This window comes from Croceitalea sp. MTPC6 (genome assembly GCF_036985525.1).
In the GTDB taxonomy this organism is placed as follows: domain Bacteria; phylum Bacteroidota; class Bacteroidia; order Flavobacteriales; family Flavobacteriaceae; genus Croceitalea.
The window spans coordinates 409,902-433,948 of sequence record NZ_BTGR01000002.1 but is presented as its reverse complement, the minus strand read 5'-3'; the positions used below and the strand labels follow the sequence as shown (position 1 = coordinate 433,948).

The window sequence follows — 24,047 nt, the reverse complement described above, 5'->3', positions numbered from 1 at the left end:
CAAAAATAATTTTAATTATAATAAACAAAAAAAGCCTGGCAAAACCAGACTTTCATTTATGTGCATGAATCCAAAACTTAACCCTTTACAGCCAATTTTGAATTGCTATGTTTAAGCGCATTTAGTTTTAAGTCTTGAAGGACATTAATCGCCTCTTCAACATAAACATCTTTAGCTAAATCTATATGCCATCTATCCCTTTTCTCCCTTAAAATAGGGTCTTGGGTAAATAGCTCTTGTTCGTACTTTAAAGATTCAAAAGTTAATTTAGAATCATAATCCGCCAAAGATTTAAAGTAATTGGAACGTTCTCTATTCTTTTCTTGGCTGCTTTTGTAGTTATCGTAATTTAAGGAAACCGTAGTCTCATCTTGTTGGTCACGTAACCATTTAGCATTCTCTTCTATCAGTTTTATTTGGGGGTTGTCTTCCATTCTGGCTTTACTTCTAGCAATGGTTTTTTCATAATCGATATAGCCCTCCCAAACTTTGTAATCCGCTGGTGAAATTTTATCCCAACCCAAAGGATTTTCTTGGTCACGTTCCCCTAAATCGATATAACTATATCTGTCTGGGACAACGATATCACTCTTAACACCCTCCAATTGAGTTGAACCTCCATTAATACGATAGAATTTTTGGGTAGTAAGTTTTATAGCGCCCAAATCTCCATGCTCATTGCTCCTTACAATATTATCTAAAGGAATTACATTTTGAACAGTTCCTTTTCCAAAGGTTTGTTTGCTTCCAATAACTACTGCCCTTTTATAGTCCTGCATTGCTGCTGCAAGAATTTCTGAAGCTGAGGCTGAAAGTTCGTTTACCAAAATAACCAATGGACCATCCCATTGGATACGCTCATCTTTATCCTCATGCACTTCTTTGCCTTGACCAGAAGAACGTACTTGGACTATTGGACCATCTTTGATAAATAGCCCGGCCATCTCAACAACGGTTTTTAAAGAGCCTCCTCCATTATCCCTTAAGTCCAATATAAGACCTTCCGCACCTGCCTGCTTTAAACGTTCTACTTCTTTCGCAACATCAGAAGCAGCATTACGGTTGGTATAATCATCAAAATCCACGTAAAATTTTGGCAGGTCTATTAGTCCGTACTTGCGTTCGTCTTTTATTACAGTCGCGGACTTAGCATAAGATTCTTCCAATTCAACTACATCTCTAGTGATAGAGACAACGTCGACTGTACCATCAACTTTTCTTACGGTAAGGTCAACAATGGTACCTTGAGGACCTTTTATCAACTTTATGGCATCATCTAAGCGCATACCAACGATGTCAATAGGTTCTTCACCAGCTTGGCCAACTTTTAAAATTTCGTCGCCAACTTCTAAACTTTTTTCTCTCCAAACTGGGCCTCCAGATATAATTTCAACAACTTTGGCGCCTTCTGGCTTTTTCTGTAATCGAGCTCCAATACCTTCGAACTTACCAGACATACTTATATCAAACTTATCTTTCTCATCAGGAGCAAAGTAAAAAGTATGGGGGTCAAATTCATCTACTATGGTATTGATATATTGCACAAACCAATCTTTGCGGTCTAAGTCATCAACAAAGTCAAAGAATTCATCCAAAGTATTTTGTGTAGTTTCTCTAGATTTCTTTTCTACCTCGGCAATTGTGAGGTTTTTTAATTCTTTTTGCTCTGAAGGCAGCTCAACAGAAGTATTGGCACTAACCAAATCTTCACTTTTGCCTGTTCCAGCAGCAATTGCTTTATTTCTTATTTTGATTTTATTGTCATAAACCCCAAGAGAGTTGTATTTTAATTGCTTTCTCCAACGCTCTTTTAATTCTTTTTTGTTTTTGGCAAAGGGCTGGTCTTTATAATCTATGGTAATTGCCTCCCGCGCATCGAAGTCGAAAGGTTTTTCAAGAACTTCTTTATAAATACCTCTAGCTTCATCCATTCTTTTCATCAACCTTTGGTACACCAAATTGAAGAAAGTTATGTCCGTATTTTTAATTTGGTCATCAATTTGATACTTATATTGTTCAAATTCACGAATATCGCTCTCTAAAAAATAGCGTTTTGTAGGATCAATAACATCTATAAAATCCTCATAGATGTTTGCAGAAAAATTATCGTTGATATCCTTAGGCTCATAATGACCTCTCTCAAGAACATAAGTAATAAGGTCGAGCAATAATTTGTCCTTATCATTGTTTTCAAAAGATTTATTGGTAAAACTACATGAGGCTACGGCTATTAGAATAATAAGAAAGCCTAAAGCAAAGTTCTTCTTCATAATATGTTTTTTGGGACTGTCTTTTAACCAGCATAAGCAAAAATTGCCACACTGCAGTCTTTTGATGTCAATATTAATTCTCTAAGATACTGAAAAAATCATGCCAGTTTTTGAGCCTGGTTTTAATTTTTTGTTAAACGCTTAGAATATCATATCCTTTTTAAAAACGTATTTTTACCATATTAATTATACCCTATGAAAAAACCTTTGATTCTAGTCACAAATGATGATGGAATCACTGCTCCAGGACTACGTGCACTTGTGAGTTTTATGAGTGCCATAGGAGAAGTTGTTGTAGTAGCTCCAGATAGCCCACAATCTGGCATGGGACATGCCATTACCATTGACAATACGCTGTACTCAAAAAAAGTAAAAATAAACGCTGAAAAAGATGCCCCTTTGGAATATAGTTGCAGTGGAACACCTGCGGATTGTATAAAATTGGGACTTCAGGAAATTTTAGACAGAAGACCAGATATTGTTGTAAGTGGAATTAATCATGGCTCAAATTCATCCATAAATGTAATTTATTCAGGTACTATGAGTGCTGCCATTGAGGCTGGCATTGAAGGCATCCCAGCAATTGGATTTTCGCTTTGCGATTATTCTTGGAACGCTGATTTTTCCGGTGTTGCCAAAATAGCGCAAAAAATTGTGCTGGAAGCCTTAAAAAATGGTATGCCAAAAGGAACGGTACTAAATGTAAATATTCCCAAGACAGATGGTGCTGCACCAAAAGGGGTTAAAATTTGTAGGCAGGCAAAAGCAAACTGGAAAGAAAAATTTGATAAGCGCTCTAGCCCTTCAGGTAAAGAGTATTATTGGCTTACTGGCGAATTTGAATTATTGGACAAAGGAGAAGATACGGATGTTCATGCGTTAAATAATGGTTTTGTATCCGTTGTTCCCACTCAGTTTGACCTAACAGCACATCATGCAATTCAACATATAAATAATTGGGATTTGTAATGCAGAAAAAAGAAGTCATCATTGGTTTTATTGTAGGCATTATTGCCAACACTATTGGTACATTGCTATATATTCTACTCTTTTCCGATTTAGGAATTATAGAAACTTTTAAAGCGGCAGTGGCACAGGAGCATATTGGAAGTTTACTTGCGCTCGGAGCTATTTTAAATTTAGTGGCATTTTTTGGGTTTCTTCGATTAAAAAGAGACTACAGGGCCAGGGGGGTTATGATTGCTACACTTTTAACAGCAATGGTAATTTTATATTACAAGGTTTTCTAAAATGAAATACTATATCATCGCAGGTGAGGCTTCAGGTGATTTACACGGTTCAAACCTCATAAAAGCATTAAAACAAAAGGATTCAGCTGCTAATATCAGGTGTTGGGGGGGCGATTTAATGCGTAAAGCTGGAGGTGATTTAGCAAAGCACTACAAGGATATGGCCTTTATGGGGTTTTTAGAGGTTCTTAAAAACATACCTGCCATTTTTAAAAACATAAGATTCTGCAAAGAAGACATAACTACATTTAAACCAGATGTAGTCATTTTTATAGATTTTTCAGGCTTTAACCTTCGTATCGCGAAATGGGCAAAAGAGCAAAATTTTAAGACCAATTACTACATTTCTCCGCAAATATGGGCATCTAGGGAAAGTAGAATCCATAAAATAAAAAGGGATATTGATAGAATGTATGTTATTCTCCCTTTTGAAAAAGATTTTTACGCCAAACATAATTATACGGTAGAGTTTGTAGGGCATCCACTACTGGATGCCATTCAAAATAGCCCCATACTAGACGAAAAAGAGTTTAGAGCCAACAATGGATTACATAAAATAAAACCAATCATAGCCCTGTTACCTGGCAGCAGGAAACAAGAAGTCCAAAAAATGCTATTAATCATGCTATCGGTAGTAGATAATTTTAAAGAATATCAATTTGTAATAGCTGGAGCTCCAAGCCTTGAAAACACATTTTACACCGCCTTTTTAAACCAAGAAAATATTGGCTTTGTCACTAATCAGACTTACTCACTACTAAAGCATTCACATGCTGCTTTGGTAACGAGTGGAACCGCCACCTTGGAAACAGCACTTTTTAAAGTACCCCAGGTTGTTTGCTACAAAGGCAATTGGATTTCTTACCAAATAGCTAAAAGAATTATTACTTTAGATTATATCTCTTTGGTGAATCTCATTATGGATAAGGAAGCGGTCAAAGAATTGATTCAAGGAGAATTGACCACTAGAAACCTCGAAGTAGAGCTTAATAAGATTGTATCTGGACAATATAGGAACAGAATGATCAAAGACTACGAAATCCTTGAGAAAAGACTAGGGGGTAAAGGAGCTAGTGAAAAGGCAGCCAATCTAATCGTAGAAAATGTTTAATTTTATACACCAAGAAGGAACTTCGGTCTTGGATGAATAAAAAAATCTTCATTTTAGTTTTAGCAGTGTTATTATCTGGTTGTTTTGCAAAGAAAAAAACTACTTATAGCAAAACCAGGACTATTACCGTCGAATCATCCGATACCACAACGGTGGTAAAGAAAAAAGACAGGAAAAGAAAAGAAGCAAACCCAAAAGCTGATATGGTCATTGAGTCTGCAATGACTTTTAGTGGTGTGCGGTACAAATTCGGGGGTACTACCCGGAAGGGAATGGACTGTTCCGGTCTTATTTATGTTGCTTTGCAAGAAAATGATATCAGCTTTCCAAGGGTATCTCATCAAATGGCCAATGAGGGAAAGCGTATTCGAATTGGTGAAGTACAAAAAGGGGATTTACTCTTTTTTAAAACTAGAAAGAACAGCAAGCGAATCAATCATGTTGGTTTGGTGGTAGAAATTGATAATGATGAAATCAAGTTTATACACTCTTCTTCCTCAAGAGGGGTTATTGTATCTTCACTACGCGAGGGTTTCTGGAATTCCGCTTTTATAAAGGCCACTCGCGTATTGTAAATGCGTCAATTCAACTTTATATCCATAAAACTTACTTTCTATTTAATTATAGGGATAGTTTTAGGCTTCTATTTGGAACCTAAACTTCAAATAGTCTTTATTGTACTGTTAGCCTTATTGCTCTTACTAGGTGTTACCTTTAAAAAGCAATCTAAAAATGGTTTCCCATTTTTTGGAGCAATCGCTGCATTAATAACTGTTGTAATAGGGACATTGATAGTATCTATTACGAATCCAAAAAATAACAAAGCGCATTATTCTAATTATCTAAAAGAAAATAAGAGTGAGTGGATTGTAAAAGTTGATGAAGTATTAAAACCTTCCACTTTTTCCAAACGCTACGTTGTAAATGCAAAAAACCTTAATGAAAATCAGGTTCTAGGCAAACTGATTTTGAGCTTTCCCAATGATTCTCTTAGTCCCTCATTTAAAGTTGATGATGAACTTATCTTTTTTGCTCAAGCTAAAAATATTGGTGATCCTTTAAATCCACATCAATTTGACTACCAAGATTTTTTGAAGAAAAAGCGAATTTATCACCAACTAAATATTTCTGACAAGCAATATGTCTTAGCTGAAAATCCATCAAGAACATTTTTTGGATATGCTGCTAATTTTAGAGCGAGTTTAATTAAAAAACTCAAAAAACAGCATTTTGGCAAAGAGGAACTTGCAATTATCCAAGCACTATTGCTAGGTCAACGTAATGATATTTCTGAAGAAACCTACAACAATTATAAAAATGCAGGAGCGGTTCACATATTGGCAGTTTCGGGACTCCACATAGGGATTTTGCTCTTATTGCTTCAGTTTACACTAAAACCAATAGAGTTATTGCCAAAAGGAAAGACTGTAAAGCTTATCCTAATTGTTGGTTCGTTATGGGCATTTGCATTTATCGCTGGCTTATCAGCCTCAATAGTGAGGGCAGTAACCATGTTTACATTTTTAGCCTATGCCATGCATTTAAACAGGCCTACCAATACCTTTAATACTATCGCTTTATCCATGTTCTTTATTTTGCTTATCGAACCCCTTTTTCTGTTTCAAGTAGGCTTTCAAATGAGTTATGCAGCAGTAATAGCAATTGTCTGGATTTATCCCAAACTACAACGTTTTTGGTATCCTAATAATATAGTTTTGCAAAAAGGTTGGCAGTTGTTTTCCGTTAGTATAGCTGCTCAATTGGGAGTACTGCCCGTTAGTCTATTTTACTTCCATCAATTTCCAGCATTGTTCTTTATATCTAATTTGGTAGTAATTCCCTTTTTAGGAATCATTCTGGGGCTAGGCATTTTAGTGCTATTACTCACTAGTTTGAATTTATTGCCTGAGGTATTAGTTTTATTTTATGACTTTTTAATCAAAAAAATGAACTCAGTAATTGAGTTTGTAGCCCAACAAGAGAGCTTTGTATTTAGGAATATCCCTTTTGATAAAATTCAGTTGATTTTAGGCTATTTCATCATACTAGGCATGATAACCACGCTTTCCAAGCCAAATTTTAAAAGACTTGCTTTGTTATTGATTGGAGTTATTGCATTTCAATCTTGGGTGGTATTTAATCAATCTAAGACTATATCAAAAGAGCATCTCATCCTTGCACAAGAAACTGCTAACACACTACTGTTAAAACAAGAAGCTACTCATCTTGAAGTGTACGGTACTCCCTCAAAATTTTCTCAGCGGATACTTCAAGATTATAAAACTGGAGAACATATTGATTCTATATCAATCTCACCTTTACAAAACAATTATTCCATAACTTCTCAAAAGCTTTATGTGATGGATAGCTTAGGTGTCTTCCCACAGCAAACGCAATTGGATTATTTGGTTTTGACCCAATCGCCAAAAATAAATTTAGAGCGATTGCTAGATAGTGTTCCAACCAAAAAAGTGATTGCGGATGGCAGCAACTATAAAAGCTATATCGCCAGATGGAAAGCTACTTGTATAAAAAGAAAACTCCCTTTCCACTATACGGGTGAAAAGGGAGCTTATTATTTTGAATAGTCTTGTAGTAAGCTTTCTAAGTTACATCTCCCATCCATTTTTTGATAAATGGACTGGCTGCAAAAAATATTATACCTGCGCCAACTGAAACCCAAACTACATTTAAAAATATATTTGGCATTTCTAACACATTCTCTGGGTCAAAATTACCACCTATTAATCCTGCAATTAAATTTCCTAAAGCCGCTCCAACAAACCAAATACCCATCATCTGACCTAAATATTTTTTTGGGGATAGTTTACTTGTAGCACTCAAACCCACTGGGCTTATAGTCAACTCTCCTATTGAATGCAAGAAGTATGTTAATATCAATGCAAACATACCTGCCTTGGCTCCGCTGGCTGCTACCTGTGCTGCTTCAACCATTACCCAAAAACCTAAACCGAGCATGATTAACCCAATGGCAAACTTAAACGGAGTGCGCACATTGATGTTTTTAGCAGCTAGTTTCACCCAAAGTGCGCCAATAATTGGAGCAAAAATGATTATAAATCCAGAGTTGAAGGATTGCAACATACCAGCAGGCATTTCCCAACCTCCAATAAAACGATCTGTAAAATCCCTGGCAAATAAATTCAATGATGATGCTGCCTGTTCAAAACCAGACCAAAAAATAGCAATACCTACAAAAAGTATAAAAATCACTGTTACTTTCTTCTTCTCAATCAAATTCAAACCTCCATTAAAAAGTATATTTATAAAATACCCCATGGTAATAACCACTATAATAAGCCCAAGTGCTTGTGCAATGCCGGTTGCGGTTGTTACATCGATATAACCTAAGAATTGTAAGGCAATCAATAAGACCAGTATAAATGTAACTATACCTATTGTGACTGAATTATTTGACTTTCCAGTTTTTTCTATTAATTTAACCTTAGGTTCGACCCCTATTTCTTTCAAATACTTTGGAGCATAAACTTTATATGCCACTAAACCAAAAAACATACCAATAGCAGCTAACCCAAAACCTAGATGCCAATTGTATTCTGCTAAAAGCGGAACAAATAATTGTCCGAAAAATGAACCCAAGTTAATTCCCATGTAGAAAATAGAAAATCCAGCATCTCGCTTGGCACCATCTTCATTCTCATAAAGCTCTCCAACAAGCGTGCTTATATTTCCTTTTAGCAGGCCAGTTCCTAATGCAACAAAGGCTAGTCCTGCAAAGAATATTGCCGGCGAACCCGGAATTGCGAGAACTAAATGCCCTATCATAATAAGGACTCCACCGTAAAAAACTGCTTTTCGTTGTCCAAAAATATTATCTGCCAACCAACCACCTGGCAAGGTCATTAAGTAAACAGAAGCTGTGTAAAGACCATATACAGCGCCGGCCGTCTCTGTAGTTAAACCTAACCCTTCAGCGGCCATATCTGTGGTCATGAACAAGATTAATATGGCTCGCATGCCATAATAGCTAAATCTTTCCCACATTTCTGCGGTAAATAACACATATAATCCTTTAGGGTGACTAAATTTCTTTTTCGCTCCGCTTGGTTTCACTACTTCAGACATATATAATTGGTTTGGTTAATATCTCTTTGATTATCCCTTAATTTCTTCTGGTTTCATCTCGGGCTTCTCTTTTTTAGACCTATCACGAAGCTTTTCATGGGCAAACTTGGTCATCCTTTTATACAAGTGGTTTCTAGTGTTACCTCCATAAATTCCATGGTTTTTATCTGGATAAATGGACCATTCAAAATCTTTATCAGCCTGAATCAATGCTTCAATCATTCGCATAGAATTTTGCACATGTACATTATCATCCCCAGACCCATGGACCAATAAGTAATCGCCTTCTAAAAGCTCTGGATAATTAAACGGGGAATTCTCATCATAACCACTGGGGTTTTCCTGTGGTGTCTGCATGTAACGCTCTGTATAAATAGTATCATAAAAACGCCAGCTGGTCACCGGTGCCACTGCAATAGCCATTTCAAAAGTGTCATTTCCTTTTAACAATGCGTTTGTAGACATAAAACCACCATAACTCCAACCCCAAATTCCAGTTCGTTCCTCATCTATATAAGGTAGTTCACTTAATTTATCGGCTGCAGCAATTTGATCTTCAACTTCATATTTTCCAAGTTCTAACTGCGTCACTTTTTTAAAGTCGCGCCCTTTAAGTCCAGTTCCTCTTCCATCCACACATGCGATTATATATCCTTCAGAAGCCAGCATTTGATACCAATAATCGTTAGCTCCATTCCAACGATTAGCTACAGATTGTGAACCAGGACCACTGTATTGATACATTAATAGTGGATATTCTTTGTTAGGGTCAAAATTTGCAGGTTTAATCATCCACATATTTAAGTCGTTTCCATTGATATTGATAGTAGAAAACTCTTTTGGAGTCATTTCATACCCTTCAAGTTTGTTTAACAAGGAACTGTTATTCTTAATCTCTTTAACCATTTTTCCATCCAAAGCCTTGTGCAACGAATACTCATAAGGCGTATTAGCATTTGAAAAAGTATTTATAAAATACGTATAGTCTGTACTAAAAGCCGCTGAATTAGTACCCTCCTTATTGCTAAGTCTTTTCTTGTTTTTACCGGAACTAGAAATACTGTACACATCCCTATTTATGGACCCATTTTCTACTGATTGGTAGTAAACCCTATCTTCGTCTTGATCATAACCATAATACTTAGTCACCTCCCAAGGTCCTTTGGTAATCTGATTCATCTGTTTACCATCTTCATTGTGTAAGTAGATATGATTATACCCATCTTTTTCACTTGTCCAGATAAAACTGTCATCAGCCAAAAAAGTGAGGTTATCATGAATATCCACATAAGCATCATCTTTTTCTTCCAAAAGGATAGAAGTTGAATTATCCTTAGCATTAACTTCATGTAATTTCAAATGGTTTTGATGCCTATTTATGGTTTGTACACTTAAATAGTTTGGATTGTTCATCCACATAATTCTTGGAATGTAATAGGCATCGCCAAGGTCTACTGTTGAAACTTTCTCTTTAGCCATATCATACATATGAAGACTCACCAAAGCATTATCCTCACCAGCCTTGGGGTATTTGAACTGATTTTGGGTCTGGTACAAGTTCTGTCCATAAACATCCATTGAAAAATTGGGAACATTAGTTTCATCGAACCTTAAAAAAGCAATTTTAGTTCCATTACTGTTCCATTCATAGGCTTGTACAAAGGCAAACTCTTCCTCATAAACCCAGTCTGTGACCCCGTTAATGATATTACCTTTTTTTCCATCAGTAGTTAACTGTCTTATAGTATCTGACTTCAAGTCTTTTACATAGATATTGTTTTCATAAACATATGCAACTTTAGAACCGTCTGGTGAAAGTTCTGGCTCTTGAATTTTTTCCTCCGAGATTTTGACCAAAGATTTAGTGGCAATATCGTAAACATAATAAACCCCCAGCCTTGAACGCCTAAAAATAGGTTCAACCAAAGTGGCCAAAATTAGTTTGGACTCATCATCACTAAATTCATAAGAACTGAAAAGGGGTATTCCATCAGAAGAGGAAACAATAGTGCCTACTTTTTGCTGAGTCGCGTAATCATATTTATCAATACTGCGTATTCCAGTACTCCTATCAAAGTTTAGTACTGTGTATTGTGTTCCATTGTTCATAGAACGTAGTACATCCAAACCTTCAGTTCTAAATGCCCTGCCCCAGATTTCTTCTAATGAAATTTGTTTTTTCTGAGCAAAAGAATTTGTTGTTATTATTATGAAAAATGTAAGTAGATAATTGAGTTTTCTCATGTTTTTGAAAAAATGTTTAAAAACCATCAAGTTTACTAATAATTTATCGAAAAAGTAAACTTTGAATCACAATTATGCAGCAAGAATCAGACCACAAACCCTAATCCACTATCTTTGAAATTTAACTTTTACTATGCAGACTCCAGTAGAGGGATTTTCACGATTTACCAAGGAAGAAAAAATTGATTGGGTAGCTAAGAATTATACCAATAATTATGAGGAAACAAAAAACATATTGACCAAATATTGGAATAATGACCCCAAAGTTCAGCGACTTCACGATGAGTTCATAGAAAATACACTTTCCAATTATTATTTACCTTTTGGCATAGCTCCCAATTTCTTAATCAATGATAGCTTATATGCCATCCCAATGGTCATAGAAGAAAGTTCTGTGGTAGCCGCAGCAAGCAAATCAGCAAAATTTTGGTTGGACAAAGGTGGTTTTAAGACGACTATACTGGGGACTGAAAAAGTGGGACAAGTCCATTTCATATATCGTGGTGATGTAACAAAACTTGAAGTCTTTTTCAAAGAAGTAAAGCCAAAATTATTGGAAGATTCCAAATCCATCACTCAAAGTATGGAAAAACGTGGAGGCGGTGTTAATGCAATAGAATTAAGGAACTTAAGTGATAAGTTAAGCGGATACTATCAATTACACTGTACTTTTGAAACCTTGGATGCCATGGGAGCCAATTTCATCAACTCTTGTTTGGAACAATTTGCAAAAACTTTAGAAGTGCAAGCAGATAGTTCCTCGATTTTTTCTGATGATGAGAACATTGAAATTGTAATGAGCATTCTAAGCAACTATGTCCCCAATTGCTTAGTGAGAGCAGAAGTAAGTTGTCCTGTAAGTGAGGAAATGAGCGATACTTCTGTTTCCAAAAAGTTTGCAGAAAAAATTTTACAAGCAGTAGCGATTGCCAAAACAGAACCTTATAGAGCTGTCACCCACAACAAGGGAATAATGAATGGTATCGATGCCGTTATTCTAGCAACAGGAAATGATTTTAGAGCAATAGAAGCTGGAGTCCATGCGTATGCATCAAAAGATGGTAGTTATTCCAGTTTGACTCATGCTGAAATTAATAATGGCGTATTCAGATTTTGGATCGATGTCCCACTTGCATTGGGAACTGTTGGCGGCTTGACATCCCTACACCCAATGGTAAAAATTGCATTAGAAATACTCCAAAAACCAGCTGCAAAAGAATTGATGCAAATAGTTGCCGTAGCTGGATTGGCACAAAACTTTGCTGCATTGCGGTCTTTAGTAACTACAGGGATTCAAAAAGGGCACATGAAAATGCATCTTATGAATATTTTAAACCAATTAGGAGCAGATGGAAACGAAAAGACAAAACTAATAGCCTATTTTAAAGACAAAACCGTTAACAATGCTTCTGTAAAAGAAGCTTTGGAAGAGATTAGAGGCTAATGCAACAAGAGTTTTACAGCAATGGTAAATTATTGATATCTGGTGAATACGCCATTCTAGATGGTGCAAAGGGTTTAGCCGTACCTACAAAATTTGGACAATCATTAATTACTGCACCGACCCAGAAAGAGTTTATTTCGTGGAAAAGTTTAGATGTAGATGGCCAAGTTTGGTTTACCGCCGAATTACAACCAAAGAATCTAGTTATAGAAAAAAGCTCGGATGACCAAATAGTAAAAACCCTGCAACAAATACTTCTTGAGGCCAAAAAGCTAAATCCCAATTTTTTGGATTCCAAACTTGGTCTTGAAATAGAAACCCAACTTACTTTTCCCAGGGAATGGGGTCTTGGAACATCTTCTACTTTGATAAATAATATTGCTCAATGGGCAGCAGTTGATGCACATCAACTGCTTTGGAATTCTTTTGGCGGTAGTGGTTACGATATATCTTGTGCTCAAAATGATAGCCCTATCTTATACCATATTAAAAATAACCTTCCAAAAGTAGAACAAATCAATTTTCAACCTGAGTTTAAAGATGTTATTTACTTTGTTTACCTCAACCAAAAACAGAGCAGTAAAAAAGCAATTACTAACTATAGAAGCAAGATTTTTAATCGTAAAGAATTCATCTCAAAGATTAATGAAATCAGTATTAAAATGGCCTCCAAACAATCCATAGAGGAGTTTGGATATTTAGTTGAAGCCCATGAAGCATTGTTATCCAAAATACTAGAAATTCCCACAATAAAAGAGAAACTCTTTTCAGATTACTTTGGTACAGTAAAAAGTCTCGGGGCTTGGGGAGGAGACTTTGCAATGGCCATTGGAAACGAAAAAACCCCTGAATATTTTAAATCCAAGGGTTTTGAAACTATTTTAAGTTTTAAAGAAATGGTCCTTTAAGATTTCCACCTAAGTGGAAATGACAAAATAACCATTAATAAAAAGTTGCCCTTTTATCTTCTATGTCCGCACCTTCTTTTAATGCATTATAAACCGCACTGTTTACACGATTTGTATTTGAAGTACTCAATGTCTTTGCATAGGTACTAAAGTTTTGAATTTCGGCAGCTGGTGTTTTCTTGGTTACTTTTACCATAAACACTCCGGTTTCTCCTTTCAATAAGTCAGAAGAAGCTCCTTCTTCCAATGTAAACGCACTTCCAACAACCAAAGGTTCACGTCCAGCTCCAGGGATGGTGGGTGATTTCATTGTTAAGGCAGAAGCAGTAGAGACTGTAACGTTATTTGCAGATGCTAAATCCTCTAGGGATTTACCCTTGTTAGCTGCAATAATCTGAGCTGCTTTACGCTCTTTTCTAATTTTTGGCAATGCTGTTGCCGATGCATCTTCAGAAGCCATTAATCCTTCTTTGTACTTTTTAGTAAGCTGTACTACGGCATAACCATTTGTTAAATCAAATCTCTTAATGCTCCCTACTTTAGTGTCATCATTAAATGCCCATTGCACCACAGCTCTCTGAGAACCCAATCCAGGAAGATTCTCATCCATCTCTTTGATTTTATTTACCGGTCGTACGGTAAACTCACTTTCCTTAGCGATATCTGAAAACTGATTGGCTTCTGCATCGATAGAGGCCATTTCAAATTTAGTGGCTTCAGTAAATAAGGAATTTACGGTTTTCTCAGAAGATTCCACTTCTCTGGAAAGGGTAGCTATTTTTACTATATCTTCTTTATCATCAATTTTAATAATATGAAACCCAAAAGGAGTTTCAACTAATCCTATTTCTCCCAAATCATTTGCAAATAGAAATTTTCTATAATTCTCTGCTAATCCCAAATTAGATTCCATAAAATAACCTATATCCCCAGCTCGCTGTGCAGCTGTAGGATCATCAGAGTTTTCTCTGGCAAGATTTGCAAAATTTGCATCAGGTTTTCTGGCTTCTGTTAACATTCTCTTTGCTTCTTCTTCTGCTTCTTCTTTAGTTCTTGTAACGCCAACAGCACGTTCCGCACCTTCATATGCAATAAGGATGTGACTTGACTTTACAGAACCATTTGGTTTTTTCTCCATCATCTTGGACATTTTAAAGAAATCACCATCTCTGTAAGGCCCATATATTTCACCTACTTTTAAAGCCATTAAAGAGTCTGCGGCGACAGCAGGAAGTTCTTTTTTAGCCCTAAAAATCGTATCATACTTAGAATCTGAATTGCGATCTAAAAAAGCAGCCATATCAGCTGTATTTCTAAACCCAGAAATTGTATCATTTTGGTCTGTAGAAGAATTATACTCTATTGTCTCATCCAACAAAGAAACAATACCATCTTTCACTGCTGTCTCATCTTCTAACGAAGGTTTTTCCTCAAAAAACACAAAACGAATATCTCTAGCCTTATCCTGCTTATAGTCTTCTTTGTGCTCGTTTACATATGCCTCAATCTCATTCTTGGAAACTTGGATGGTACTATCTGCAATAGAGGAGTAAGGAACCCTTACATATTGCACATCAACTTTATTATTGGTCAAGTTATAATCAAACTCCCCTTCGTTGAGGGTTGCTCCAGCACCTGCCTTTACCAAATTAAAGTACAGCTGTTCTTTTGCCGCTTGCATGATATTTTTTTCATCTTGTAACCACGCATCGTATCTAAGAGGGTCGTTTACTTTCCAGTCAGCTATGGCACTTTTGAAAATTTCGGCATTAAAAATTCCGTTTTCATCTTGAAAATCTGGAATCTGTGCATATCCTGAAGTTTTTACGAACTCAACAATTTGATCACTCTCAATATCAATTCCTAAATCTTCAAATTGCTGATTTAAAATTGTATTTCGTATTTCTTGGTCATATACGGTATTAACCAATTGTGTTGAAGAAAAATTAGCTCCATAACGTCTTGAAGCTTGCTCCACTTTTTGCCTAAACTCGTCAATGGATAAATCTTTACCGTTTATTTCAGCTACCGAAGAACCTATTTTTGCCCCACCGCCATCGGCTGTAAAAATACCTGATATTACAAATGCGAACAATGCTAGACCAATAATTAAAATTAGCACCGTTGTTCGTTTTCTTATATTTCCTAAAATTGCCATCTTTCTGCTTCTTTTCTTTCAAATTAGTGGGCGAAAATACCATTTTCTTTTCAAAAAAGAAAGCTAAAAAATAGTGGATAAAAGCTTGGGTATCACGCCTTGAAAATAATTACTCCTCACTTAAAACCTTCACACTTACCAAATCAATTTTGGTATTGGATACTTCAAGGATAGTGAAAAGAAAATTTTCAATCTTTACTTCTGCGTTTTGTTCGGGGATTTCACCCGTTTCATTCATTATTAAGCCTCCCAAGGTTTCATATTCTTCACTTTCTGGAAGCTCCAACTTATAATTTTCGTTTATATGATCCACTTCCATCCGTGCAGAAAACTTATACGTTGTTTCATCTAATTGTTCTTCCAGTAAGTCTGTGGAATCATGTTCATCTTCAATCTCTCCAAAAAGTTCTTCCACAATATCTTCTACAGTTATTATTCCGGAAGTACCTCCATATTCATCTAACACTACGGCAATACTTTTCCTGCGCTTGGTTAACACATTGAGAATTTCATGAATCAACATGGTTTCTGGTACAAACTCAACTGGCAATAAAATACTTTTAATCGTTTTTGGCTTTTTAAAGAGCTCATAGGAATGCACATATCCTATAATTTCATCGATTGACTCTTTATAGACCAAAATTTTAGAATAACCGGTTTCCGTAAATAGTTTCTTTAGGGTCTTTGGGGACTCATGTAATTCTACCGCCATAATTTCAGTTCTTGGGACCATGACTTCCCTTGCCTTTACCTCTGAAAACTCCAACGCATTTTGAAACAATTGTATTTCTGAATCGATAATGTCTTCTTCTTCTACAGATTCCATCTGTTCCGTAATGTAATCTCCCAATTCCAATTTGGTAAATGCCAATTGCACCTCATCACCATCAGTTCTGAAAAAAGATTTTAAAATAAAGTCTGAAACCTTTATCACAAACCAAGAGATCCAACAAAAAAGTAAGTAAAAGATATAAGCAGGTACTGCCAATACTTTAAGTAAGGTATTGGAATATATCTGAAACAAAACTTTGGGTAAAAACTCTGCGGTCAACAAAATAATCAAGGTAGAAATGATTGTTTGCGATAGTAAACTAAAGTCAACAAATAAAAGATTTATAAAATTTGATGAAGACGGTAAAAATGTTTGAAACCACTCCATTAGAAGGTCACCCATGAAAAACCCATAAATCACTAAAGCAATATTATTACCAATTAACATGGTGGCAATAAACTTAGAAGGTTTGGTAGTTAGCCAGGTCAATACTTTTGCTAAAAAACCTTCTTGTTTCTTTTCAATTTCAATGTGAATCCTATTAGCGGAAATAAACGCTATTTCCATCCCAGAAAAAAAGGCTGAGAATAATAATGAAGTAACTATAATAAGAATTGAGGTATTCAAACTTAGTTTTGATTTTCACGTTTGCGTGCTTCAAATTTCTTTCGATAATTTCTTCTAAAAAAGAACATTGCCATGGAAACTACCGCAAAAAAAATAAAAAAATAAGCCATGTTCCTATCTGTATTCCAGTCTGTGAAAATTCTATAGATAGAAAAAGCACTAACGATTATATAAAGGTATTCTGTATATCTTAAAATTTTGATCATCTTATTCTTCTTCAGAAATGGTCATAAGACCATAGGTTTTGTGTGCATTAAAAAAAGTGAAATCACGGTTAAAGTCCATTCCCTCTCCATCCATTACTGTCCCATCTTCTGGGTTAGTATATGTGAAGGTCTCTTCAGTAAAAATCCAATTATCTTTTCTGTTCCAATAAAGCTGAGACGTTTCTAATTTTTTGCCATCATGACTTTCAATTACCACGTTTCCCTGTAAATCTATCATATTTGTATCAGAATACACAATACCATAATCAGCTTTTATAACACTCTTTTGACTCTTGTCATCATAAAAGTCTACCTGCAATCCTTCTGGGAATATTTGATGTTTAAAGCTAAGATTATCATAATTCTCATTCAAGGGACTTTTTAAAACTGCAATAACCCTTGATGCAGAAGAATCTTGGTTATTTAATTCTTTAATGGTTTCAGAATAGGTCAAGGTAAAATTCTTGGCAACACCCTCTGGAAAAATATTAGTAGCTGCTTCTTCCCCAACCCTTTTGTAATTATCCTGACACGATATAAAAAGGATTGCCACGGTAAAAACCGTGGCAATTAATCCTAATACTTTTTTAAAGAATTTTATCACTCTTATAGATTTGGCACTTTAACACTACCACCAACCCAACAATTAAAAGTTACCGTTTTACCAGCCATGTTAGCATTGAATATCATGGTTTTGTCTGGAGCCTTAGCTCTATATGAGGCAGCAGCTTGTCTAGCTCTACCACTAATAGATGGATCTACTCTAGCCGCTTTATCTGCCATAGCTGCAGCCTTCCAGTAAATAGCTCTTTTTTCAAAAGCTGTTGTTCCGCATGAATTGGCACTACTTGCATATAATCCTGCAATCAATAAGTATGCATTACCCTTAGATGGGTTTTCATTGATCGCTTTCTGCGCATAGGTTCTTGACTGCGACTTGCTCCCTCTTTTTTTCATCATACCAGCAATCTTGTATAAGATGTTTGATTTTCTATTGCTATCAGATTCTAGCTCAACTGCTTTATTAAAATCTGCAACAGCACCATTGGAATCGCCAGATTTAGACTTTAAAACTCCAGAATAAAAATAAGCATCCGCAGAAGGGTCCATCGCCAGCTGTTGTTCAAACAACTTTTGGAACATTGGGTCATCTGTACATTCCTTGTTGTACATTCTTCCAACGGCTCTTTTTACCCATTTAATGTCATCCTTTTTACTATCAAAACTCTTTTGGTATAATGGAATTAAGTTTTCACAGTCTGCCAAAGCTCCCAGCTTACTATCAATACTTCCAGAAACTTTTCCTAAAACCTCAGAGTTACGAGAATAGATTCGTAGTCTATTGCTCTCTTTCTTAGTTAAGGTAGCACCACCTTCTTCTTTTTGAAGGTATCCATTAATTTTATCCGTATACCCTTTATTTATAACCTCCATTTGAGTATTTACTTCATCATATACATCAAATACTTCTTGAAGGTCTTTAGAGCCTGCTTTGTGCAAGTCAACTAGACTAGAGAAATAGATATAAAGTACTTTTGCATTTTTAAAGCTTTTTAAGTTAGCTTCAAAATCTGGTTTTATCATATCATAAAACTGCTGGTCAGAAGCCATATCATTGTCACTAAGGAAGACAATTTTCTTTTCCAGCACACTTACTTTTGTATACTTTGTAGGAAAATATTTGTTGCTATCATCGTACAAGGACAACAAATCTTGGGTAAAACCATCTTTATCCCCACCAGATGAATTCTTAATCTTATGCTTCAAAATTTTCTCCCCAAGTGAAAAATTAGCTTTGTTAATGTCTGGACAAGCCTCATAGGTCTTTTTCCAAGGCTCGTAAGCCGCATCATAATTTTTTACTTTAGCATGTTCTGCATAAATTGACAGATTGGTCATGCATTCTGGATTTTGTGCTTGTGCCATACTTAATCCCATCGTCATAAGTATCGCTATCATCGTTAAGTAGAGTTTCGTCTTCATTTTTATGTTTTTAAAGTGGTTAATGTACAAATTTTTATAAAATGTTTTTCTTAACTCGTTGTTTATCAAACAATATTTATGAATTTTAAAAAAAACACTGCGTTAGTTTATCTTTCTTTTAATAAACCATTTGTCGTTTAAGGAAAGTCCAACATTAACTTTAAAGTAGCTTTCTTCTATTAAACCGGCATCCGTGGTACCTCTTCTGCCAAGCTCAAAACCAAGGTTTAAATTAGAAAAATTATTTCCTAACGGTAGACCAAATCCAAAAGTTATGCCAAAGTTGTTTATCTCCTTATTGTTAACAACCATTCCTGTTTGTTCATAGCGTAGACCGGCCCTATAGGTTATTCTGTTAAAATAGTTATTGAATGAAGTGTAATTTGGAACAAAGTACCCTCCAAATGCCATAGTACTGGCGTCATTATAACTAACATTATCTATCCTTAAAAATGAATTTTCAAATGAGCTCAACTGCTGAAGACTATATTCTGCCCCTAAAAACCATTTTCTTTCTTCCCCAAAACCTAAACCTAGAGTCGCATTAGTAGGTATTTTTAATTCTGTATTTCTAAGGTTTTGAGCATCCAAGTTTACATCTATTACTTCAATCTCTTGACCATTTGTGGTTGAAAAAGAGCCGATTCTTTCCGTATTCTTTGATACCAAGTTTATCTGTGTATCCACTCCGGCATGTGCAAAGAATGTATATTTTTCACCTACTTTTTTCTGATAGTTGGCTGCATAATTAAAATCAAATCCATTGACTCGTGATTCCCTGTCGTCCAAGGTTCCAAATTGTACATTTTCTATGCTTTGAATACGACGGTATTGCAAGGTTCCAAAATTATAATTTACGGTAACTCCAAGACTTAGATTTTTGACAGGTTCAAAACCAACAGAAAGATATATTCTATTTAAACCTCCTTCGCCCGAAAACGCATTGGTAATAGTACCTTGGGAAGTATTTTCAGACACCGAAGTCAAATTATAGCCGACCGATGAATAGGGCATTAATCCAAACCCCAAACCTACTTTATTTGCAATGGGAAACCCAATAGCCAGATAATCCAAGTTAGTTACCGAAGTATTCTGTTGTTCCTGAAAATCTTTTAGGCGCAGCGTAGTATTGGAAATACCCGCAGTGTAAGTAGTCAATGCAAGTTTGGAATATGCCGCCGGATTCCTAAGATTAATATGTATGCTATCGCCATACATCTGTAGACCTCCCATCATCTGGTTCTCAACAGTCCCATTTGAACGAGCATCACCAATACCAAAATATGAATAAGGAGAAACAGTTCCATTCTGCGCATAAATACCAAAAGAAATAAGGCATATGCATGAAATCAAAAAATTCTTAATCATCTAGCTTTTATTGTATTCCAGCAGGTAATTTAACCCCTCCAACAGAAATTTAGAATTCGCAAATATGGAATTTTTTAGCCGTTTACCAAAAAAATGAGCGTCGCCGCCTGTTAAAATAACTGTTAAATCTTTAAAGCGTAGTTTATATTGGTCTATTACACCATCAACTTCATTAACAAGTCCGTTAATAACTCCGCTATGCATACTACTTTCGGTAGTATTTCCTATAAAATCAATTATATCATTTGGTTGTAGTAATGGCAAGCCATTTGTTTGATTATGCATAGCCTTATAACGCATTGTTAAACCAGGAGAAATTGCACCTCCCAAATATTCGCCATAGTCATTTACCATATCATAAGTAATACAAGTGCCCGCGTCTATAATTAAAGCATTTTTACGCGAATAGTTATAAAAAGCCGCCGTGACTACTGCTATGCGGTCTACGCCTAAGGTTTGCGGAGATGCATAACTATTCTTAAACGGGGTTTTTGATTGATGTGATAGCACATGGACTTTACAAAAGAGCGAAAGTATCTCCACTTCTTTATCCAAAGTTTTTACTGAAGATATGATGGCATTATCTATTTTAGGAAAAGCTTCGAAGAGCTCCTTAATCTTTGATAAAAAAATTCCAGATTCTGTTTTTTCATCAATCACCAGCCGTTTATTTTCAAAAATGGCAAACTTTATACGAGTATTTCCAATGTCTACGACCAGATTCATACTACAAAGATGTGGATTTGTAAAAAAAGGAAAGGGTTTTTTTAAACTTTTTGTTTGGATATCATAAATTTGAAATTATATTTGCAGCCCCTTATTAAGGGCATAAAGGTACCTTAGCTCAGTTGGTAGAGCAACGGACTGAAAATCCGTGTGTCCCTGGTTCGATTCCTGGAGGTACCACAAAAAACCCCGAAGATTTCGGGGTTTTTTGATTATTAAAGTTTGGTTTAGGAGCATTATTAAAATCTTAAAGTTTTTATAAATATGAAAACCTGATGCTTCTATCAGAACAAAATATGGTAACCTTAGCTTTTTTTTATAGATTACCACATAATTTTAAAACAAAAATGATTAAAGACTTACTTGAAAAAGCAGATGAATTTGTAAATAGAACCTTAAGTCACATGTCTACCAGTGATCGTGTTGCAGCTTCTAGGGAAGCAAAAGCACTTATACTTTCTATTAACGAAGTTTATAAAGAAACGCAGGATTCCGATTTAATGGATGTGATGAAGCGTATTACAGAGAAAAAGAAAAAAATTGAGAAACGTTTAAAAGGTAATCCCCTTTCATAGTCTTTCAGGCCCTTTTTTTGCTCCTATCCTCTTATAGAACTTTCCACCGACCACCAATGCGGCAGAAATTATCATAACATTTTTAATGATGTATTGCCCCTCTATCGTGGGCAGCAAATAGTTGTTGTCCTGAAACGTGATTTCTGATAAAAATACTAAAGGCATAAAAGTTCCTATCATTTGAAGAAATAGTAGTGCAATTGCAATTTTTGTTGTTCTTTTAAAAAGAAATGATAGACCTATAATTACTTCCCACCAACCAATAATTGCCAACCATGAATCTGGAGTTCCAAAGGGCAGCCATGCTACTGTCTTTTTAAGTAATGGTTCCGCTGCGGACAATCCAAACGGTTTTAAAATTCCAAACCAGAAAAAAATAATAGCAAAAGATATGCGAACAGCTGGGATACCCAAACTTCGCATGTGCTTAGAAACACTTTGGTCTATTTCTTTAAAATTCATTTCAAAATAAGATAAGCCGCTTTTAAACCATTTACAGCATTTATACTACCGATTATATAATACTTGCCGCTAAGCACATAGAAGCACTATTTTTTCCCTTCCTTTCTCTATAATTTAGAATCATCAAAAACCGAGAACAAACACAAAATTCTACCAGATGAACACTATAGACAAAAAATTGGGATATGTATTTTGGTATGCCACCGTTATGATTTCTTTTGTACTCTTAATGAATAGCTTACTACAATACCTTAACTAATCATCGCCCTACCATATGGTGGAGATTTTTGCTATGCCAAAATCCCTCAACATAACTATTGAGTCTTCATTATTTTCTATATTCAACTTCGTGTAATTTTCATTTGGGAAAAGTTGTTCTGTCATTACAAATTGTCCGTCATTTATAAATAGCTCCATTGAAGAAGTATCCATAAGAATCCGCACTTCAAATGATTCTTGGGGCAGTTCATTTATTGCCATATAATGTAGTTTATTCCCAAAATCCTGTTGAAAATCTTTTTTTCCTGATTTAGTTCTATCAACAATCACTAATTTAGAAACGGGGTCAAACTTAATAGAAACAAACTCTCCTTTGGTATTTTCGAACTTGAGATTGATATTCTTTAAATCTGTTATGAAGGACACTTCTGTTTGATTGAGGTTATCATAATTTAATACCTTTTGTCCATTTGCCTCTAAACTTATGTCTTCAAAATTTGGTTTCTCAATCAAATCATTTATACTCTCCATCGGATAATTCAGTAACAAATAGCTGTCTCCATATTTTTTTAGGCTTAATTTCCTTGGGATGGTCATTGCACTGCGCCATTTTTTTGTTGGGGTCGTCAATGCATATTGCCAATTGCTCATCCAACCTATAAAAATTCTATCATTGTTAGGTACATTATTGTAAGTTACTCCAGCATAATTATCAGTACCCCAATCCAACCATTTATAATCTTTTTGGTCTGATATAAAAGTAGTGCCATCAAAATCGCCTATGAAGTATTGTGTGCCACTACCGCCATTAGGCCCACCAGAACCAATACTAATAATTAACACCCATTTTTCTTCATTGGTATCCTCAACTTTTAGTTTAAATAAATCTGGGCATTCCCAAACTCCTCCTTGCGCTCCTTGCCCTTTTCCAAAATCACTGATATTGTCCCATTCCCTTAAATTGGAAGAGCGATAAAATTTCACATGGTCGCCAGCAACCAAGGCCATTATCCAGCTTTTAGTCTCTTTGTGCCAAAAAACTTTTGGATCACGAAAATCTTTTAAGGTGGGGTTGTCAATTACGGGATTGCCCCTATATTTTGTCCAAGTATCACCATTATCCAAACTATAAGCTATTCCTTGCGTTTGCGTATTTAGTCCACCTTTCTTTTCAATATCTAACCTAAAATACGTGAAGATTGCAACCATGGGTACTTTTCCATCTTTGCCAAATCCAGAGGTGTTTTCCTTATCGATTACAGCACTTCCAGAAAAAATAAATCCTTTCTCATCTGGGTATAAAGCGATAGGCTTATGTTCCCAACGCACCATATCTTTACTTACTGCATGCCCCCAATGCATTGGTCCCCAAACTGTGGCATCGGGATAATATTGATAAAAAAGATGGTAAATACCATCGTTATATACTAATCCATTGGGGTCATTCATCCAATGTTCCTTTGGGGTAAAATGGAACTGTGGGCGGTATTTTTCAGAGTAAGCCGAATTTACCGTTTCTAAACCCATATCTAGTTTTGATTCTTCTTTTTCTTTACACCCAGATAGTATTAAAATTGCAAGGACAGATAGCGTTATTTTTTTCATCTTTTCACTCAA

Annotated in this window: 19 protein-coding genes and 1 tRNA gene; 9 read left to right on the top strand and 11 right to left on the bottom strand. The window is 35.5% G+C overall.

From position 1 onward, the window contains the following. Positions 1 to 77 precede the first annotated feature (77 nt). A complete protein-coding gene (locus tag AACP56_RS06390; RefSeq protein WP_339336973.1) occupies positions 78 to 2,270 on the bottom strand; it encodes a carboxy terminal-processing peptidase in 2,193 nt (730 codons plus the stop codon). Positions 2,271 to 2,465: 195 nt separating this feature from the next. On the opposite strand from AACP56_RS06390, the gene surE reads away from it, so the two are divergent. Genes surE through AACP56_RS06365 form a run of 5 tightly spaced genes read left to right on the top strand, consistent with a single transcriptional unit; the run spans position 2,466 to position 7,219 of the window. Beyond that, positions 2,466 to 3,239 (top strand): 5'/3'-nucleotidase SurE, encoded by a 774-nt coding sequence (surE, locus tag AACP56_RS06385; RefSeq protein ID WP_339336972.1) that lies wholly within the window; start codon positions 2,466 to 2,468, stop codon positions 3,237 to 3,239. Beyond that, positions 3,239 to 3,520, top strand: coding sequence for a hypothetical protein (locus AACP56_RS06380; protein ID WP_339336971.1), 282 nt, complete (start codon positions 3,239 to 3,241; stop codon positions 3,518 to 3,520). Before surE ends, AACP56_RS06380 begins: the two co-directional genes overlap by 1 nt. Before the next feature lies 1 nt (position 3,521). Next, positions 3,522 to 4,631, top strand: a complete 1,110-nt coding sequence (gene lpxB / locus AACP56_RS06375; protein ID WP_339336970.1) for a lipid-A-disaccharide synthase — start codon at positions 3,522 to 3,524, stop codon at positions 4,629 to 4,631. A 32-nt stretch (positions 4,632 to 4,663) separates the two neighbouring features. Further along, positions 4,664 to 5,206 (top strand): C40 family peptidase, encoded by a 543-nt coding sequence (locus AACP56_RS06370; RefSeq protein WP_339336969.1) that lies wholly within the window; start codon positions 4,664 to 4,666, stop codon positions 5,204 to 5,206. Further along, positions 5,207 to 7,219, top strand: a complete 2,013-nt coding sequence (locus tag AACP56_RS06365) for a ComEC/Rec2 family competence protein (protein ID WP_339336968.1) — start codon at positions 5,207 to 5,209, stop codon at positions 7,217 to 7,219. It begins immediately after the preceding gene. Positions 7,220 to 7,235: 16 nt separating this feature from the next. Here the strand turns inward: AACP56_RS06365 and AACP56_RS06360 are convergent, their stop codons facing one another. Both AACP56_RS06360 and AACP56_RS06355 read right to left on the bottom strand, forming a co-directional pair. Then, positions 7,236 to 8,738 (bottom strand): peptide MFS transporter, encoded by a 1,503-nt coding sequence (locus tag AACP56_RS06360; RefSeq protein ID WP_339336967.1) that lies wholly within the window; start codon positions 8,736 to 8,738, stop codon positions 7,236 to 7,238. A 30-nt stretch (positions 8,739 to 8,768) separates the two neighbouring features. After that, positions 8,769 to 10,982, bottom strand: coding sequence for a S9 family peptidase (locus AACP56_RS06355; RefSeq protein WP_339336966.1), 2,214 nt, complete (start codon positions 10,980 to 10,982; stop codon positions 8,769 to 8,771). Between the two features lie 133 nt (positions 10,983 to 11,115). Between AACP56_RS06355 and AACP56_RS06350 the strand changes: the two genes are divergently transcribed. Both AACP56_RS06350 and AACP56_RS06345 read left to right on the top strand, forming a co-directional pair. After that, the gene (locus AACP56_RS06350) at positions 11,116 to 12,426 is read left to right on the top strand and encodes a hydroxymethylglutaryl-CoA reductase, degradative (protein WP_339336965.1); all 1,311 of its coding nucleotides are present in this window, start codon (positions 11,116 to 11,118) and stop codon (positions 12,424 to 12,426) included. After that, entirely contained in the window at positions 12,426 to 13,334 is a 909-nt protein-coding gene (locus AACP56_RS06345) for a GYDIA family GHMP kinase (protein ID WP_339336964.1), read from the top strand. Before AACP56_RS06350 ends, AACP56_RS06345 begins: the two co-directional genes overlap by 1 nt. 34 nt (positions 13,335 to 13,368) lie before the next feature. Here the strand turns inward: AACP56_RS06345 and AACP56_RS06340 are convergent, their stop codons facing one another. The 6 genes from AACP56_RS06340 to AACP56_RS06315 all read right to left on the bottom strand — a co-directional run bounded on the left by AACP56_RS06340 (position 13,369) and on the right by AACP56_RS06315 (position 21,174). Continuing rightward, positions 13,369 to 15,492: a peptidylprolyl isomerase gene (locus AACP56_RS06340; RefSeq protein ID WP_339336963.1), complete on the bottom strand. Its 2,124-nt coding sequence runs from the start codon at positions 15,490 to 15,492 to the stop codon at positions 13,369 to 13,371. Positions 15,493 to 15,601: 109 nt separating this feature from the next. After that, positions 15,602 to 16,891, bottom strand: a complete 1,290-nt coding sequence (locus AACP56_RS06335) for a hemolysin family protein (RefSeq protein WP_339336962.1) — start codon at positions 16,889 to 16,891, stop codon at positions 15,602 to 15,604. A gap of 207 nt (positions 16,892 to 17,098) precedes the next feature. Beyond that, the gene (lptC, locus tag AACP56_RS06330; RefSeq protein ID WP_339336961.1) at positions 17,099 to 17,701 is read right to left on the bottom strand and encodes an LPS export ABC transporter periplasmic protein LptC; all 603 of its coding nucleotides are present in this window, start codon (positions 17,699 to 17,701) and stop codon (positions 17,099 to 17,101) included. A gap of 2 nt (positions 17,702 to 17,703) precedes the next feature. After that, positions 17,704 to 19,080: a tetratricopeptide repeat protein gene (locus AACP56_RS06325; RefSeq protein WP_339336960.1), complete on the bottom strand. Its 1,377-nt coding sequence runs from the start codon at positions 19,078 to 19,080 to the stop codon at positions 17,704 to 17,706. A gap of 102 nt (positions 19,081 to 19,182) precedes the next feature. Further along, on the bottom strand, positions 19,183 to 20,448 hold the full coding sequence (locus tag AACP56_RS06320) for a hypothetical protein (RefSeq protein WP_339336959.1): 1,266 nt from the start codon (positions 20,446 to 20,448) through the stop codon (positions 19,183 to 19,185). Beyond that, positions 20,449 to 21,174, bottom strand: coding sequence for a type III pantothenate kinase (locus AACP56_RS06315; protein ID WP_339336958.1), 726 nt, complete (start codon positions 21,172 to 21,174; stop codon positions 20,449 to 20,451). It abuts the gene before it with no gap. A gap of 107 nt (positions 21,175 to 21,281) precedes the next feature. Between AACP56_RS06315 and AACP56_RS06310 the strand changes: the two genes are divergently transcribed. Continuing rightward, positions 21,282 to 21,354, top strand: a tRNA-Phe gene (locus tag AACP56_RS06310). A gap of 167 nt (positions 21,355 to 21,521) precedes the next feature. Then, positions 21,522 to 21,749 (top strand): hypothetical protein, encoded by a 228-nt coding sequence (locus AACP56_RS06305; RefSeq protein WP_339336957.1) that lies wholly within the window; start codon positions 21,522 to 21,524, stop codon positions 21,747 to 21,749. Here AACP56_RS06305 and AACP56_RS06300 read toward each other — a convergent pair. Then, positions 21,744 to 22,211, bottom strand: coding sequence for a hypothetical protein (locus AACP56_RS06300; RefSeq protein ID WP_339336956.1), 468 nt, complete (start codon positions 22,209 to 22,211; stop codon positions 21,744 to 21,746). The genes AACP56_RS06305 and AACP56_RS06300 overlap by 6 nt on opposite strands. Before the next feature lie 267 nt (positions 22,212 to 22,478). Continuing rightward, positions 22,479 to 24,035 carry a glycoside hydrolase family 32 protein gene (locus AACP56_RS06295; protein WP_339336955.1) on the bottom strand — a complete coding sequence of 519 codons (1,557 nt, stop codon included), beginning with the start codon at positions 24,033 to 24,035 and terminating at the stop codon, positions 22,479 to 22,481. Positions 24,036 to 24,047 lie beyond the last annotated feature (12 nt).

Excerpts from the sequence above, each read along its gene's own strand:
- AACP56_RS06370 (WP_339336969.1), top strand. The coding sequence starts at position 4,664 with ATGAATAAAAAAATCTTCATTTTAGTTTTAGCAGTGTTATTATCTGGT.
- AACP56_RS06320 (WP_339336959.1), bottom strand. The coding sequence starts at position 20,448 with ATGATTAAGAATTTTTTGATTTCATGCATATGCCTTATTTCTTTTGGT.
- AACP56_RS06365 (WP_339336968.1), top strand. The coding sequence starts at position 5,207 with ATGCGTCAATTCAACTTTATATCCATAAAACTTACTTTCTATTTAATT.
- AACP56_RS06380 (WP_339336971.1), top strand. The coding sequence starts at position 3,239 with ATGCAGAAAAAAGAAGTCATCATTGGTTTTATTGTAGGCATTATTGCC.
- AACP56_RS06340 (WP_339336963.1), bottom strand. The coding sequence starts at position 15,492 with ATGGCAATTTTAGGAAATATAAGAAAACGAACAACGGTGCTAATTTTA.
- AACP56_RS06305 (WP_339336957.1), top strand. The coding sequence starts at position 21,522 with ATGATTAAAGACTTACTTGAAAAAGCAGATGAATTTGTAAATAGAACC.
- AACP56_RS06300 (WP_339336956.1), bottom strand. The coding sequence starts at position 22,211 with ATGAATTTTAAAGAAATAGACCAAAGTGTTTCTAAGCACATGCGAAGT.
- AACP56_RS06315 (WP_339336958.1), bottom strand. The coding sequence starts at position 21,174 with ATGAATCTGGTCGTAGACATTGGAAATACTCGTATAAAGTTTGCCATT.
- AACP56_RS06325 (WP_339336960.1), bottom strand. The coding sequence starts at position 19,080 with ATGAAGACGAAACTCTACTTAACGATGATAGCGATACTTATGACGATG.
- AACP56_RS06345 (WP_339336964.1), top strand. The coding sequence starts at position 12,426 with ATGCAACAAGAGTTTTACAGCAATGGTAAATTATTGATATCTGGTGAA.
- AACP56_RS06350 (WP_339336965.1), top strand. The coding sequence starts at position 11,116 with ATGCAGACTCCAGTAGAGGGATTTTCACGATTTACCAAGGAAGAAAAA.
- AACP56_RS06390 (WP_339336973.1), bottom strand. The coding sequence starts at position 2,270 with ATGAAGAAGAACTTTGCTTTAGGCTTTCTTATTATTCTAATAGCCGTA.
- AACP56_RS06295 (WP_339336955.1), bottom strand. The coding sequence starts at position 24,035 with ATGAAAAAAATAACGCTATCTGTCCTTGCAATTTTAATACTATCTGGG.
- lpxB (WP_339336970.1), top strand. The coding sequence starts at position 3,522 with ATGAAATACTATATCATCGCAGGTGAGGCTTCAGGTGATTTACACGGT.
- AACP56_RS06355 (WP_339336966.1), bottom strand. The coding sequence starts at position 10,982 with ATGAGAAAACTCAATTATCTACTTACATTTTTCATAATAATAACAACA.
- surE (WP_339336972.1), top strand. The coding sequence starts at position 2,466 with ATGAAAAAACCTTTGATTCTAGTCACAAATGATGATGGAATCACTGCT.
- AACP56_RS06360 (WP_339336967.1), bottom strand. The coding sequence starts at position 8,738 with ATGTCTGAAGTAGTGAAACCAAGCGGAGCGAAAAAGAAATTTAGTCAC.